Source organism: Massilia suwonensis, assembly GCF_042655665.1.
Lineage (GTDB): Bacteria > Pseudomonadota > Gammaproteobacteria > Burkholderiales > Burkholderiaceae_D > Telluria > Telluria suwonensis.
The window spans coordinates 2,202,410-2,217,155 of sequence record NZ_JBHSMR010000013.1 but is presented as its reverse complement, the minus strand read 5'-3'; the positions used below and the strand labels follow the sequence as shown (position 1 = coordinate 2,217,155).

Genomic DNA, 14,746 nt, shown 5'->3' with positions numbered 1-14,746 from the left:
GGAAGCGAGTTGTTCGCTCAGCTTGATCGGTGCGGCGGCGGGTGCGTTCATGGCGTCTAGGGCTCCTGGCTGGCTTTCGATGCGCGCAGGTCGGCCACGACCGTGTCGCGCTTGGAGAGAAGGTGGCGCTCGAGCACGGCGCGCAGGGCGGCGCCGTCGCGCCGCTCCAGGGCATCGAGCATGACGCCGTGCTCCTTCATCGCCGCATCCCACTTGTCCTGGTTGAAGTTGGAACGGAAGCGCAGGTTCTGGATGCGCGCGTTCATGTGCAGGTAGGTGGTCGTCAGCACCGCGTTGCGGGCGCTGGCGTTGATGCGGTCATGGATTTCGTGGTTGATCTTGTAGTAGGTCGCCAGGTCGCGCCGCGCATGCGCCGCCTGCATCTCGTAATGCAGGGCGCGGATCTCGGTTACTTCGGCATCCGTGATGCGCTCGCAGGCCAGCTGGCCCGACAGCGCCTCGAGCGCGCCCAGTACCTCGAAAGTCTGCTCGATGTCGGCCACCGACATCTCGGCCACCTGGGCGCCACGGTTGGGCAGCAGCTCGACCAGGCCTTCGCCGGCCAGCACCTTGAACGCTTCGCGCAGCGGCGTGCGCGAGACCATCAATTGTTCGCACAGCACCCGCTCGTTGAGCCGGGTGCCGGGGGCCAGCACGCCCTCGATGATCATGTCGCGCAGGCGCACGGTGACGGCGGAAGCCAGGCCCTGGCGGTCGATGACGGCCGGGCGGGCAGGAATGGGAAATGTTAGTTCGTGAATCATAAAATATATTGTATACGATTTTTTCGGGAGCAAAAGACTCTTTTAAGACCGTGCCAACAGGATTTTGCGCCCATGCACGGGGCATATGTAGAGTGAAAGCCGCTTGTTTCCGCGCTGCGGCGCAACACGATATTTTCTTGACACTGCCGCGTTTACGTATATTGTATGCAAAGTTGCTCATCGCTCGAATCTCTCTGACTACGTTGGCCTCTCTAGGAGTTGCAATGTTGAAGCTGAATTCTCACCCGTCCGGACGGCATTTCCTGCAGATCCCCGGCCCGACCAACGTCCCCGACCGCATCCTGCGGGCCATGGACTACCCCACCATCGACCACCGCGGTCCCGAGTTCCAGCAGCTCGGCAAGAAAATCCTCGGCCAGATCGGCCAGGTCTTCCAAACTACGCAACCGGTGGTGATCTATCCCGCCTCCGGCACCGGGGCCTGGGAGGCGGCGCTGGTGAATACCCTGTCGCCCGGCGACACGGTGCTGATGTACGAGACCGGCCACTTCGCCACCCTGTGGAAGAAGCTGGCCGAGCGGCTCAGCTTGAGGCCCGAATTCATCGGCGACGACTGGCGCCGCGGCGCCGATGCCGACCGCATCGAAGCGCGCCTGCGGGAAGACAGCGAGCACCAGATCAAGGCCGTGTGCGTGGTGCACAACGAAACCTCGACCGGCGTCACCTCCGACATCGCCGCCGTGCGCCGCGCCATCGACAAGGCCGGCCACCCGGCGCTGCTGCTGGTCGATACGATTTCCTCGCTCGGCTCGCTCGACTACCGCCACGACGAATGGGGTGTCGACGTTACCGTGGCCGGTTCGCAGAAGGGTTTGATGCTGCCGCCGGGCCTCTCCTTCAACGCGGTCTCGCAAAAGGCGCTGGCCGCCTCGCGCACTGCAAAACTGCCGCGCGCGTTCTGGGCCTGGGAAGAGATCATCGAAGCCAACAAGAACGGTTTCTGGCCCTATACCCCGGCGACCAATCTGCTGTACGGCCTCTCGGAAGCCTGCGACATGCTGCTGGAAGAGGGTATGCAGAACGTGTTCGCGCGCCACCAGCGCCATGCCGAGGCGACCCGCGCCTGCGTGCGCGCCTGGGGCCTGGAGATCCTGTGCCAGAACCCAGCCGAATACAGCGGCGCGCTGACGGCGGTGGTCATGCCGGTGGGCGCCAACGGCGAACGCCACAACGCCGACGCCCTGCGTAAGGTGATCCTGACGAATTTCAACATGTCGCTCGGCCAGGGCCTCTCCAAGCTGAGCGGCTGGGTTTTCCGCATCGGCCACCTGGGCGATTTCAACGACCTGACGCTGATGGGCACCTTGGCTGGCGTGGAGATGGGCCTGGCGCTGGCCGGCGTCCCGCACCAGGCCGGCGGGGTGGCCGCGGCGATGCGCTCGCTGCAGGCATCCCTGCCCGACGCGGCCCTGCAACAGGCGGCATAAGCGTCCTGGCGACGCAACCCTCGTAGAACATCAAAAACAAGGGCTGCGGCCCGACAGGAGACAGCTCATGAAGAACCTGAAGCTCAAGTACGCTTTCGCAATCGCCGGCCTGACCCTCGGCATGGCACTCGGCACAACCCAGGCCGCCGCGGCCGACTGGGCACCGACCAAGTCGGTAGAATTCATCGTGCCCTTCAGCGCCGGCGGCGCCACCGACAACATGGCGCGCGCGATCCAGGGCATCATCGCCAAGCACAAGCTGATGAGCCAGCCGATCGTGGTGCAGAACAAGGCCGGCGCCAGCGGCGCCGAAGGCCTGCTCGACATCAAGGGCACGCCGGGCGACGCCCACCGCATCGTGGTCTCGTCCTCCGGCCTGTACACGGTGCCGCTGGCGACCGGGCTGCCCTTCAACTGGCGCGACCTGACGCCGGTGGCAATGGTGGCGCAGGACGAATTCATCCTGTGGGTCAACAGCGACTCTCCCTTCAAGACGCCGCAGGACTATCTGGCCGCCGTGAAAAAGGAGCCGGGCAAGTTCAAGATGGGCGGTACCAGCTCCAAGCGCGAAGACCAGATCATCACCGCGATGGTAGAGAAGGCCGCAGGCGTGAAGTTCATCTATATCCCCTATAAAGGCGGCGGCGAGGCGGCCACCCAGCTCTCGGGCAAGCACATCGATTCGAACCCGAACAATCCGTCCGAATCGATCGCCCAATGGCGCGCCGGCCAGCACCGCGCCCTGTGCCTGTTCGCCGACAAGCGCAGCAGCTACACCGAGAAGGTCACCGAGACCCAGAGCTGGGCCGACGTGCCGACCTGCAAGGAAAAAGGCCTCGACGTGCAGTACCAGATGCTGCGCGTCTTCATGTTGCCGGGCAAGGTGCAGCCGGAGGTGACCAAGTTCTACACCCAGCTGCTGCAGAAGGTGGTGGCCACGCCGGACTGGAAAGAGTACGTGACCAAGAACGCCCTGAAGTCGACCGTGATGGTGGGCGACGAGCTGCGCAACTACCTGGGTAAAGACGAACAGAACCACCGCCAGATCATGAAGGCGGCCGGCTTCATGGCGCCGTGAGGGGCAGGCCATGAGCACCCACGAACAGAGCCAGGGCGGCGTGCCGCCCTCGGCCACCGTCATCACCAAACGGACCGCGGAGCTCGTGGTCGGCATCGTGGTCGCCGCCTTCGCGCTGCTGGCCATCGTCAGCAATTACCAGATCGGCGCCGGCTGGGCCGAGGATGGCCCGCAGGCCGGCTACTTCCCGATGCGCATGGGCATCGCCATCCTGCTGGCCAGCATCGTGGTGCTCGTCCAGGCGCTGCGCAAGAACGACCGCTCGGCCTTCCTCGAACGTAACCAGCTCAGGCTGGTGGCGGTCGTGCTGCTGCCGCTGGTGGTCTACATCGGCGCGCTCCAGCTGATCGGCATCTACGTGGCCTCGGCCCTGTTCATCGGCATCTTCATGTGGTTGGTCGGCAAGTTCAACCCGCTCAGGTCGGCGATCACGGGCGTCAGCGTCAGCCTGGTCCTGTTCTGGATTTTTGAAATCATGTTCACGGTGCCGCTCCCCAAGGGCCCGCTCGAACAGATGTTCGGTTACTGATCGGAGCTTCACATGGATGACTTCAATGCGCTGCTCCAGGGCTTTTCGACCGTCCTGTCCTGGCATAACGGCGGGCTGATGATCGTCGGCATCCTGCTCGGGATCGTGGTCGGGGTGCTGCCCGGCCTCGGCGGCCCGAACGGGGTGGCGATCCTGCTGCCGCTGACCTTCACGATGAACCCGACCTCGGCGATCATCCTGCTGTCCTGCATCTACTGGGGCGCGCTGTTCGGCGGCGCCATCACTTCGATCCTGTTCAACATCCCGGGCGAGGCCTGGTCGGTGGCGACCACTTTCGACGGCTACCCGATGGCGCAGCAGGGCAGGGCGGGCGAGGCGCTGACCAGCGCCTTCACCGGCTCCTTCATCGGCGCCCTCGTGGGCGTGCTGATGATCACTTTCCTGGCGCCGCTGGTGGCCAAATTCGCGCTGCGCTTCGGGCCGCCCGAATTCTTCGCGGTCTATTTCCTCACCTTTGCCAGCTTCATCGGCATGGGCAAGGAATCGAAAGCCAAGATCGTCATCGCCATGTGCATCGGCTTCGTGCTGGCGGCGGTGGGCCTGGATACGATTTCCGGCCAGCTGCGCATGACCTTCGGCGCGGCGCCGCTGCTGCGCGGCTTCGATTTCCTGGTCGCGGTGATCGGCCTGTTCGGCATCAGCGAAATCCTGATCACGATCGAGGAGGGCCTGGCCTTCCGCGGCAAGAACGGCAAGATCGACCTGAAGGTGGTGTTCAAGACCTGGGCTACCATCCCGCGCCACTTCGCCACCCTGCTGCGTTCCTCGGCGATCGGCTGCTGGATGGGGATCACGCCGGGCGGCGCGACGGCCGCTTCCTTCATGGGCTATGGCGTGGCCAAGAAATTTGCGCGCGACCAGGACAGCTTCGGCCAGGGCAATGTCGCCGGCGTGCTGGCGCCGGAAACGGCGGCCCACGCGGCCGGCACCAGCGCCTTGCTGCCGATGCTGGCGCTCGGCATCCCGGGCTCGGCCACTGCCGCGGTGCTGCTGGGTGGCCTGATGATCTGGGGGCTGCAGCCGGGGCCGCTGCTGTTTGTCGAACAGAAGGATTTCGTGTGGGGACTGATTGCCAGCATGTACCTCGGCAATATCTCGGGCCTGATCATCGTGCTGGCGACGGTGCCGCTGTTCGCCGCCATCCTGCGGATCCCCTTCTCCATCATCGCCCCGGCGATCCTGGTGGTGTGCGCGATCGGCGCCTTTACGGTGCATAACGCGCAGTTCGACATCTGGCTGATGCTGGCCTTCGGCATCGTCGGCTACGTCTTCAAGAAGCTGGATTATCCGCTGGCGCCGCTGGTGCTGGCCCTGGTGCTGGGTGACCGCGCCGAGGATGCCTTCCGCCAGAGCATGCTGGCCTCGCGCGGCGGGCTCGGCGTCTTCTGGAGCAACGGGCTGGTCGGCACCATCATGACGCTCGCCGTCGCCGGGCTCGGCTGGTCGCTGCTGGGTTCGCTGCGCGCACGCTTCTTCCCGCGCGCTCCGGGATCCGGACCGACCGGCGGCGGTGCGGCGCAGCCACAATAATCTAGAGGAAAAACATGCAGACGAAACCTTTTCTCACCATCGCCGAAACCACGCGTATGCTCGACGCGGCGCGCGCCGAGGCTGAAAAAAACAAGTGGCCGGTGGCGATCGCCGTGGTCGACGACGGCGGCCATCTGCTGGGCCTGCTGCGCCTGGATGGCTGCGCACCGATCAGTTCGGAGACGGCCACCGGCAAGGCACGCACCTCGGCCGTGGGACGGCGCGAATCGCGGCTGTACGAGGAAATGATCAACAACGGCCGCACGGCCTTCCTCAGCGCGCCGATGGTGGCGACCCTGGAGGGCGGGGTTCCTGTCATCGTCGACGGGCACGTGGTGGGCGCGGTGGGCGTGTCCGGCGTCAAGCCGGGTGAGGACGCGCAGGTTGCGCGTGCGGGGGCGCAGGCCGTCGGCTAAGCCGTCAGGAAGCGTTCGGCAAGGGCACGGCGGCCAGCACGCCGTGCCGGTCCAGCGTATAGCGCTGCAAGTCGCTCGCCAGGAACAGGCTCCCTTGGTACGCCGCCCGCGCCTCGGCTTCGATGTCGGCCATCGACGGGCTCCCATTGCCGGCCGGCTGGTAGCGCGGACTGAAGTGCGTCAGCACCAGGTTCGGGATGCCGGCTTCCTCGGCAAACGCGGCCGTCGCGCGTGCCGAGCTGTGCTGCGAGCCGGGGCCGACTTTCTGCAGCACGTCCTCGGTATAGGTCGCCTCATGCACCAGTACATGAGCGTCCTGCGCCTGCGCGGCCAGCAGCGAGGGGGTGTCGTTGTCGCCGGCCACGATCAGCTTGCGCGGACGCCGGCCCGGCAGCAGGTAGTCGGCGCTGCGCGCGACGCGGCAGTCGGGCAGAGCGATGTCTTCGCCGCGCTGCAGCTGGCCCCAGCCGGGGCCGGAAGCGATGCCGTCGCGTTCGAGTTTGCCGATGTCGAGGCGGCGTTCGATGCTCTTCTCGACAAAGGTGAAAGCGAAGGAGGGCACGCGGTGCGAGAGTTCCGCCACCTCGACGCGAAAGTCCGGCAAGCTCGAGATGGCCCAGCCCGGTGCGACGTGCGCGAATTCGACCGCGTAAGGCAGGCGCAATTCCGTGCTCTCCATCACGCCGCGCACGAAGCGTTCGACGGCAGGCGGACCGGCGATCAGCAGCGGCTCGCTGCGGTTGAGCAAACCGGCGCTGGCGAGCAGGCCCGGCAGGCCGTAGCAATGGTCGCCGTGGATGTGGGTAATGAAAATCGCCCGCAGGCTCATCGGCGAATAATTGGTGCGCAGGATGCGGTGCTGCGTGCCTTCGCCGCAGTCGACCAGGTACCAGTGCTTCGATCCCGGCGCATGCAGGGCCAGGCCCGAGACATTGCGTGCGCGGCTGGGCGTGCCGGACGAGGTGCCGAGGAATTGCAGTTCCATGTCGTGTCCTTGTGCGTGCCTCGATTATGCGGTAACCGGGCGAACGCGGCGAACAATTGCCGAGTGTGCGTGTTGAAACAATATTTCACCAAGTATCACTTGTTGAAATAAAATTTCATCGTCGCAACCCTGGATTTGCGCGGAACGGAGGAGGCCGCGCCTTCTCATCGGGCCGGGCGCACGTCCTCGATCACGAATCCGCTGGGCGGCATGGCCGGCATGCGCGACAAATCGATCGTCAGGTCCTGCTGCGGCACCACGTAGTCGACCTCGGTCACCAGCAGGCGCAGGGCCGAGCGGGTCAGCTCGACGGTCACCATTTCGCCCGGGCAGCGATGCCCCAGCGCCAGGTCGCCGCCGCCTTGCGGGATCGATTCGAACTCGCCCCTTTCCTTGCTTTCGAAGCGATCTGGACGGAACACCTCGCCATCCGGCCAATTGGAGGGATGGCGGTTGGTGCCGTACAGGTCGAGCAGCACCCAGTCGCCCTTGCTGAATTCCAGCCCCTGCCATTCGAAGCGCGCGTTGGCGCGTCCGCCGACGGCCGGGAAGAAGGGATAGTAGCGGCGCACTTCCTCGACGAACATGGCCAGGGCCGCCTCGTCGCCGCTGGCCAGGCGCGTGCGCCACTCCGGATAGGCGTACAGCGCCAGCGCGCCGAACACGATGTAGCGCGCCACCGCCACCACCGGGCGCAGTACGTTGATGAGTTCGGTTGCGGCGTCGTCCGCCGACATGACTTCGCCGTCGGCATCGACGTGGAAGGCGATCACGGCCAGCGGACTGTCGGGATCGGTAGGACGGCCGGCGCGCACCGCCGCGATATGCTCGTGCGCCCATTGCTGGGTATGCCGGCGCAGCGCCAGCGCCATCCAGTTGCGCGGGCCCATCGAGCCGGCGCCGTCGATCATGGACGAGAACTCGGCCGTGCGCAGCACCTCTTCCTCGGCATTGGCCAGGGGCACGCCGGCCCAGGCGCAAGCGGCGCGGCACAGCACGGCCTGCGCTTCCTGGATCAGCACCCGCCGTCCCTGGCGCGGCCAGCGCCCGAACTGGATGCGCCACTCGCGCTCGGCCAGCGCCACCAGGCGCGCGCGCGATTCAGGCGACTGCAGCGACAGCATCATCGCCTTGCGCACCCGGTGCATCTCGCCGTCCAGGGTCTGCGCGCTGCCCGGGCCTTGCAGGGCGCCCAGCGTGCTCGGGGGAATCGCGCCGCGCCGGGTGAAGCGTCCGGGCTGGTAGAACATGCGCGCCGCTGCTTCTCCGCGCACGCAGACCACGCGGCGCAGCATCAGGCGGGTGCCGAAGATGTCGGTGCCGAGTTCGTCGCAGCGGTTGCCGATGAAGCGGTAGCCCTCCTCGAGCAGCGCGATGGTGTTGTCGAAGCCGGGCGCCTGCAGGATGGCGCGGTGCACGGGCAGGGCGGGGTGGGGCGCGTTCATGGGCAATCTCCTTTCGCACCGAGTGTGCCAGAGCAGGCCTGTTCCGAATGTGCGCTGGCGCCCGTACGGCAGGCTTATCGCGCTTTGTACAACACCGGCGGCCCGCGTCTTGTGCGGCGTCAGGCGCGCTCCACGGAGGCCGGGGAACCGGAGGCGGGCTGGGAGGTTCCAAGCAAGCGGGGAGTCAATACGCACCGCTGCCAGGAGAATCCATGAGCCGTTACCGCAAGCGCTTGCCTCAGCTGGATGGCCGTTTGTTCCTGACCGACGCCGGGCTGGAAACGATGCTCAGCTTCCAGCAGGGTTTCAGTTTGCCCGCCTTTGCCTCCTTCGTGCTGCTGCAGGACCCGCGCGGCCGCGCGGCGCTGCACGATTATTTCGCTTCCTTCGCCCGCCTGGCGCGTGCGCACGGCACCGGGCTGGTGCTCGAAACCCCCACCTGGCGCGCCAATCCCGACTGGGGCCAATCGCTCGGCTACAACGCGCTCGCGCTGGCCGATGCCGACCGCGACGCGGTGGCGCTGCTGGCCGAGGTGCGCGCGGCCTGGGAAACACCGGCCACGCCCATCGTCATCAGCGGCAACATCGGGCCGCGCGGCGACGGCTACCGGGCCGATCGCCGCATGAGCGCGCTTGCCGCGCGCGACTACCACCTGGCCCAGATCGCCACCTTCGCCGGCACCGAGGCCGACATGGTGGCCGCCTTTACGCTCAGCTATCCGGACGAGGCGATCGGCATCGTCGACGCGGCCGCGGCCTGCGAGATGCCGGTGACAATTTCCTTCACCCTCGAAACCGATGGCCGGCTGCCCTCCGGCGACGCGCTGTCCGAGGCCATCCTGCGCACCGATGCCGAGACCGGCGCCTGCGCTGCCTACTACATGGTCAATTGCGCGCATCCGACCCATGTCGAGCCGGCGCTGGCCGAGGATGGACCCTGGCGCGAGCGCCTGCACGGCCTGCGCGCGAACGCTTCGCGTCGCAGCCACGCCGAGCTCGACGAGGCGACCGAACTCGACGACGGCGATCCGGAAGCGCTGGGTGAGGAATACCAGGTCCTGCATCAATTGCTGCCGCGCATGAACGTACTGGGCGGCTGCTGCGGGACCGACACGCGCCATGTGGCGGCGATTGCTCGCCATGTCACGGGAAGACCGGCGCGCGACGGGCCGCCATAAGGCCGGCCTGCCGTTCAGTGCGCCGCGGAGGCCGGAGGGGCCTGCGGCGGCAGGTCCGCATCCGCCTGCGCGTCCGCACGCGGCAGGTAGATGCTGATCGTCGTGCCCTGGCCGACGCTGCTGGCGATGCGGATATGGCCGCCGCTCTGGCGCACGAAGCCATGCGCCATCGACAGGCCGAGGCCGGTTCCCTTGCCCTCGGGCTTGGTGGTAAAGAAGGGTTCGAAGGCACGTTCCATGACGTCGGGCGGCATGCCTTCGCCGGTGTCAGCCACGGCGATGCGCACGTAGTCGCCCGGTGCAAGTTCCGGGTCGGCGGCGGCCAGCGCGCTGTCGACCCTCAGGTTCTCGAGGGTGATGGCGACCTTGCCCTTGCCGGCCATGGCATCGCGCGCATTGATGACGAGGTTCAGGATCACGTTTTCAAGCTGGTTCGGGTCGACCAGGGTAGTCCACAGGCCGCCGGCGCCGCTCAGGGCGATCTCGACCGATTCGCCGGCGGCGCGGTGCAGCAGGCTGTCCATGCGTTCGAGCAATTGGCCGACGTTGACCAGGCTCGGATGCAGGGGCTGGCGCCGCGCGAAGGCCAGCAGCTGGGACGACAGCTTCGAGCCGCGCTCGACGGCGTCGAGGATGCTGTGCAGGCGCTTTTCGATTTTCGTGTTGCCCTCGACCTGGCTGGCCGATTTGAGGAGCAGCTGCACGTTGGCGCTGATGATGTGCAGGATGTTGTTGAAGTCGTGGGCCACGCCGCCCGTAAGCTTGCCGACCGCCTCCAGCTTTTGCGAGCGCGCCAGGGCCGTGCGCGCTTCGTCCAGGCGTTGCTGGCGCAGGCGCTCGCGCGCTTCCGCTTCGCGCCGCGGCGCGATGTCGCGCAGGAAGGCGGACGCGCCATGGCCGACTTCAGCGGGCAGGGCGGCGACCACGATTTCCACCGGCACCAGGTGGCCGTCGCGGTGGCGCGCCATCACCTCGGCCGGCTCGCCGTAGTGCACCGAGGCCGGGAAGCCGCGCCCGGCCGCGTCAGGCACGCGTGCGCCGCCGTCGAGCGCGGCGAACTGGGCGAAGCCATGCTCGCGCGCCACGCGCTGCTCCGGCGGCACCAGCAGTTCGCCGATCTCGCGTCCCAGGGCTTCTTCGCGGGTCCAGCCGAACTGCTGGACGGCGCGCGGATTCCAGTCGGTGACCCGGCCCGCGCTGTCGATGGCGATGAAGGCGTCGTAGGTGGTTTGCAGGATCAGGTCCATGCGCACGCGTTCGGCGTCGATGCGTTCGTAGGACTGGCGCAGTTCCAGCGTCATCGCGCGCGCCAGCTGCACCGCACGCCCGCGTTCGCTGGCCAGCAGCCAGACCACCAGGCTCAGCAGGAAACCGAGGCCGATGCCGGTGACGCCGATGACTTGCGGGCGGCGCGTGTCGAGGCGCGCCTCGAGGCTGGGCGAGGAAGCGATCTCGATCAGCCAGGGGCGGCCTGAGATACGTGCCGGCAAGCTCTGACGGAAGAGCGGCTGGCGCCAGGCGACGGCGTCCTGCGAGCGGAACAGCAGCGCCTCCGGCAGCGGGCGCCCGCCGTCGTAGATCGTCACCTGCAGGTCGGCCGCATGGGTGCCGCCGAGGCCGCGCATCAGGTCGGCCATCCGGAACGGCGCGTACACCCAGCCGACGAGGGCGGCGCGGCGCTGCTGGACGCTGCCCGTCGGCGCGCCGCGCCGGTACACCGGCACGTACATCAGGAAGCCGGGCTGGGCATCGCGCCCTTCCTGCACCAGCACCACCTTGCCCGAGAGGGCGGCGGCGCCGTTGTCGCGCGCGGCTTCCATCGCGGCGCGGCGCACCGGCTCGCTGTACATGTCGAAGCCGAAGGCGCGCAGGTTGCGTCCCGTAAATGGCTCGATGTGGGTAATCGAGGTGGCGAAGTCGCCCGTCGGCCGCGGATGCACCGCGTAACTGCTGAAGCCCTGCGCCCGCAGCGCCGCTTCGTGCGCGGCCAGGCGCCCGGCCGGGATGATGCTGGCGATGCCGAGCGCCTCGATGCCGGGAAAATGTTCCTGCAGATTCTGGGTCTGGAAATAGTCGGCGAAGTCGCGCCGGTCGACGTCGATGCTGCCGCGCATGAAGCCGCGCGTGCCGCGCAGCACCTGCTCGTACACGGCCATGCGGCGCACGGTGGTGGTGACCATGTCGCGTGCCCGGTAGTCGAACTGGGCCGCCAGGTCGGCGGCGGCGTCGCGCCGCGCACTGCTCCAGGCGCCATAGGTGAGCAGCAGGGAAACGAGGAAGGCGAAGCCGGCGAGGATCAGGGGACCCCACTCCCGGCGGACGGGTGTGCCGGAAGCGGGGATGATCTCGTCGGGTTCTGGACGCGGCATGTAATCGAGAGTGGGGCGCGGCCCTGGGGCGGCGGGGATGATCGGACGTCGGCGAGGAGTACTCAGGATACGCGGCAATGTCGTGCGCGGGCGCACGGGATGCCCGGCTTGCCCCCTCGCTGGCCAGTGTTTTTGTTTGCATAATACAATATCCGCACTGCGACAAATCGCCTTCGCCTTTCTCCTGTTCCCGATGCTTCCCCTGCACCCGATCCTGCGCCGTCACCGGCTGGCCTGCCTGCTGGCCGGCGCGCTCCTGCTGGCGCTGCTGCTGGGCGCGCTGGCGCCGCTGCGCACGCCCAGCCACGAACGCGCCTTCACCTTCCCGGCAGCGGGCGGCGCGAAGGAGCGGGCCATCGCCCTGCCGCGCGAGATACGCCTGACCCTGGGCGTACAGGACGTGCTCCTGCTGCGCAACCGCGACCGCCGGCCCCATGTGTTCGGGCCGCTGCACCTGCTGCCGGGCCAGGAATTCCGTCTGCCGTTCGAAGAGGAGGGGCGCTTTGCCTACGCCTGTCCGGACGTGGCCGGCGGCACCCTGACGGTGCGGGTGGTGCGCCTGCCCGATCCGGGCTGGGACCGCTTGCGCTGGCGCCTCGATGCGCTGGTGCAAGGCCTGCGCACGCTGCCGCTGGTGGCGCCCCGGTCCTAGCCCGCTGCTCGGGGCATGCCGCCCAGTTCTTGCCTGTCAAAACGCGCTTAAGCCGCCCCTGCGCGGCCGCGCCGGGCATCCGCAATCGTGCTGCGGTCTGCCCGGCGATTCTGTCATGATGGGGCATGGCCACGATTTCCCTTCCATTGTTCCCACTGAGCACGGTGCTGTTCCCGGACGGGGTGCTGCCGCTGCAGGTGTTCGAGGCGCGCTACCTCGAGATGGTCAGTCGTTGCCTTACCGACGACACGCCCTTCGGCGTCGTTCTGCTGACCCAGGGCCATGAAGTACGCGCGCACAGCGGCACGCCCGAGCGCTTCGTCGAAGGCGGCACCCTGGCCACCGTTTGCGACACCACGGCGACCACGCCGGGCCTGTTGCAGGTGGTCTGCCGCGGCGGCGCGCGCTTCGAAGTGAAATCCTCGCAGCAGAGATTGAACGGTTTGTGGATGGCCGAGGTCGAACTGGTCGAGGACGACCACGCGGTGCGCATCCCGGCCGAGCTGCAGGGCGCCTCCGACGCGCTCGACCGCGTGCTCGCCTCCCTGCACGACGTGCCGCAGGAGCGCTGGCCGGTGCAGCCGCCGTTCCGGCTCGAGGACTGCGGCTGGGTCGCGAACCGCTGGTGCGAGCTGCTGCCCCTGCCGAATACCCAGAAGCACAACATGCTCATGCTCGACAATCCGGTGATCCGCCTCGAGCTGCTGCACGACGTGCTGGACGAACATGGCTTGATCACTTCCTAGCGGCTGCCATGAAATTCTCCGACGAACTCCTGATTGCATTCGTCAACGGCGAACTGGCCGAGCCGGCCCGCGCCGCCGTCGAACGCGCCTTGCGCGCCGACCCCGCCATTGCCGCGCGCGTGGCCCAGCACCGCGCCCGGCGCAGCCGCGTCTACGGCGTGGTCGCGGGCGGACGCGAGGGCAACGGGCATGCGCACAGCCCCGGTCCGGCTTCCGGCGCCAAGGTCGTGCATCTCGACACGGTGCGCGCGGCGCGCTGCGTTCCGCCGCCGGCCGCGCCGCCGTCCTCGACGCCGGCCTGGACGCTGCGCCACTGGGGCGCGCTGGCCGCCGCGCTGGCCGCCGGGGTACTGGCCGGCGTCCTTGGCTGGCAAGCCTGGCAGGGCGAAGCGGAACTGGCCTCCCTCAGCGGCGCCGACGGCGCGCTGGTGGCGCAAGGCCACCTGGCCTCGGCCCTGAGCGCCCAGCTGGCCAGTCCCGGGCCATCGGGGCGGGTGCGCATCGGCATCAGTTTCCTGGCCAAGGACGGCAGATATTGCCGCAGCTTCGTGATGGACACGACGGCCGGCCTGGCCTGCCGCGACAGCGGCCAGTGGAAGATCCCGGTACTGGCGCAAGGGGCGGCCGGGGCGGCCTGGATGGATGGCAACGGCTTGCCGCCGGCCGTGCTCGATGCGATCGACAGCCGCATCGCCGGCACCCCGCTGGGGCCGGCGGCCGAACGTGCCGCCCAGGCACGCGGCTGGCGCAGGGAAGGCTGATCAGGCTTCGATGTCGAGTTGCGAGCCGGCGCTGTCCTGCGGCAAATAAGCCTGCTGCACTTCCTGGGCGCGCGCCTGCGCCGTAGTGCCTTGCGCTTCGCTCGCCTGCTTCTTCTCGTAGGCGATGCGTTCTTCCTCGCTGACCTTGCGATCATTGTTGGTGTCGGCTGCCGCGATGTAGTCGGTCGATTCCTCGGCGCTGCTGCCCGATGCGCCGCCTGCGGGTGCGCCGCCGGCGGGCTTTGCCGCGGCGGCGGCCACGGTATCGGCTGCGGCCGAGTCCGTTCCCTGCACCTCGTCGCTGGCCGCCTCCTCGCCCGGTGGCGGACCTGGCGGCACGCCTTCCGGCAGCGCCATCTCTTCCTGCGCCCGCTGCACGCGCGCCGCATCGAACTGGGCATCGAGCTGCCCGCCCACGCGCGCCGTCGCCGCCGATTGCGCGCTCGGCATGCTTGCCGTGCCGGTGTCCCCGTCGTCCGCCGGCGTGATGCTTGCCGCAGCCACCGCGCCGGGCGCAGTCGCCTGGGCCGTGCGGCTTTCCACCCGCGCCGGCAGCGATTGCGCCAGGTTGTTACTGCCGATCGATGAAACCATGGTGTTGTCCTTTGCAATGAGTCGTGTCCCGGTTAACAGCAGCGCGGGGCGGCAAAAGCAGGGCAGGGGATGTAAAGCCGGGTAAAGCCGGCCATGCCAAAACGGCAAGCCCGCGGCCGGGGTCGCGCACGATTCCATATACACTGCCGTGGATTTCAGGTAACCTTGTGGGCGATATAGTGTGTCTCTACGTCCGCGCGCCCGGTTTTTGCCGACGCGACGTGCCCACC

The 14,746-nt window shown here is 67.9% G+C and carries 14 protein-coding genes; 9 read left to right on the top strand and 5 right to left on the bottom strand.

Annotated elements, in window-relative coordinates; genetic code table 11:
- Positions 1-56: 56 nt before the first annotated feature.
- Positions 57-764 carry a GntR family transcriptional regulator gene (locus ACFPQ5_RS18015; protein ID WP_379758810.1) on the bottom strand — a complete coding sequence of 236 codons (708 nt, stop codon included), beginning with the start codon at positions 762-764 and terminating at the stop codon, positions 57-59.
- A gap of 224 nt (positions 765-988) precedes the next feature.
- Between ACFPQ5_RS18015 and ACFPQ5_RS18010 the strand changes: the two genes are divergently transcribed.
- The 5 genes from ACFPQ5_RS18010 to ACFPQ5_RS17990 all read left to right on the top strand — a co-directional run bounded on the left by ACFPQ5_RS18010 (position 989) and on the right by ACFPQ5_RS17990 (position 5,786).
- Entirely contained in the window at positions 989-2,212 is a 1,224-nt protein-coding gene (locus ACFPQ5_RS18010) for a pyridoxal-phosphate-dependent aminotransferase family protein (RefSeq protein WP_379758807.1), read from the top strand.
- Positions 2,213-2,333: 121 nt separating this feature from the next.
- Positions 2,334-3,290: a Bug family tripartite tricarboxylate transporter substrate binding protein gene (locus ACFPQ5_RS18005; protein ID WP_379760151.1), complete on the top strand. Its 957-nt coding sequence runs from the start codon at positions 2,334-2,336 to the stop codon at positions 3,288-3,290.
- A gap of 10 nt (positions 3,291-3,300) precedes the next feature.
- Positions 3,301-3,819, top strand: a complete 519-nt coding sequence (locus ACFPQ5_RS18000) for a tripartite tricarboxylate transporter TctB family protein (RefSeq protein ID WP_379758804.1) — start codon at positions 3,301-3,303, stop codon at positions 3,817-3,819.
- A gap of 12 nt (positions 3,820-3,831) precedes the next feature.
- Positions 3,832-5,370, top strand: coding sequence for a tripartite tricarboxylate transporter permease (locus ACFPQ5_RS17995; protein WP_379758801.1), 1,539 nt, complete (start codon positions 3,832-3,834; stop codon positions 5,368-5,370).
- Positions 5,371-5,384: 14 nt separating this feature from the next.
- The gene (locus tag ACFPQ5_RS17990) at positions 5,385-5,786 is read left to right on the top strand and encodes a heme-binding protein (protein WP_379758798.1); all 402 of its coding nucleotides are present in this window, start codon (positions 5,385-5,387) and stop codon (positions 5,784-5,786) included.
- Positions 5,787-5,790: 4 nt separating this feature from the next.
- On the opposite strand, the gene ACFPQ5_RS17985 is transcribed toward ACFPQ5_RS17990, so the two are convergent.
- Positions 5,791-6,771 (bottom strand): MBL fold metallo-hydrolase, encoded by a 981-nt coding sequence (locus ACFPQ5_RS17985; protein ID WP_379758795.1) that lies wholly within the window; start codon positions 6,769-6,771, stop codon positions 5,791-5,793.
- Positions 6,772-6,935: 164 nt separating this feature from the next.
- Entirely contained in the window at positions 6,936-8,216 is a 1,281-nt protein-coding gene (locus ACFPQ5_RS17980) for a cytochrome P450 (RefSeq protein ID WP_379758792.1), read from the bottom strand.
- Between the two features lie 212 nt (positions 8,217-8,428).
- Between ACFPQ5_RS17980 and ACFPQ5_RS17975 the strand changes: the two genes are divergently transcribed.
- Positions 8,429-9,394, top strand: a complete 966-nt coding sequence (locus tag ACFPQ5_RS17975) for a homocysteine S-methyltransferase family protein (RefSeq protein ID WP_379758789.1) — start codon at positions 8,429-8,431, stop codon at positions 9,392-9,394.
- Positions 9,395-9,408: 14 nt separating this feature from the next.
- Here the strand turns inward: ACFPQ5_RS17975 and ACFPQ5_RS17970 are convergent, their stop codons facing one another.
- Entirely contained in the window at positions 9,409-11,763 is a 2,355-nt protein-coding gene (locus ACFPQ5_RS17970; protein WP_379758786.1) for a CHASE domain-containing protein, read from the bottom strand.
- Between the two features lie 193 nt (positions 11,764-11,956).
- On the opposite strand from ACFPQ5_RS17970, the gene ACFPQ5_RS17965 reads away from it, so the two are divergent.
- The 3 genes from ACFPQ5_RS17965 (at position 11,957) to ACFPQ5_RS17955 (ending at position 13,922) form a co-directional block, all read left to right on the top strand.
- Positions 11,957-12,415, top strand: coding sequence for a cupredoxin domain-containing protein (locus tag ACFPQ5_RS17965; RefSeq protein ID WP_379758784.1), 459 nt, complete (start codon positions 11,957-11,959; stop codon positions 12,413-12,415).
- 125 nt (positions 12,416-12,540) lie between these two features.
- Positions 12,541-13,161 carry an LON peptidase substrate-binding domain-containing protein gene (locus ACFPQ5_RS17960; RefSeq protein ID WP_379758781.1) on the top strand — a complete coding sequence of 207 codons (621 nt, stop codon included), beginning with the start codon at positions 12,541-12,543 and terminating at the stop codon, positions 13,159-13,161.
- A gap of 8 nt (positions 13,162-13,169) precedes the next feature.
- Positions 13,170-13,922 carry an anti-sigma factor family protein gene (locus tag ACFPQ5_RS17955; protein ID WP_379758778.1) on the top strand — a complete coding sequence of 251 codons (753 nt, stop codon included), beginning with the start codon at positions 13,170-13,172 and terminating at the stop codon, positions 13,920-13,922.
- On the opposite strand, the gene ACFPQ5_RS17950 is transcribed toward ACFPQ5_RS17955, so the two are convergent.
- Positions 13,923-14,516 (bottom strand): hypothetical protein, encoded by a 594-nt coding sequence (locus ACFPQ5_RS17950; protein ID WP_379758775.1) that lies wholly within the window; start codon positions 14,514-14,516, stop codon positions 13,923-13,925.
- Positions 14,517-14,746 lie beyond the last annotated feature (230 nt).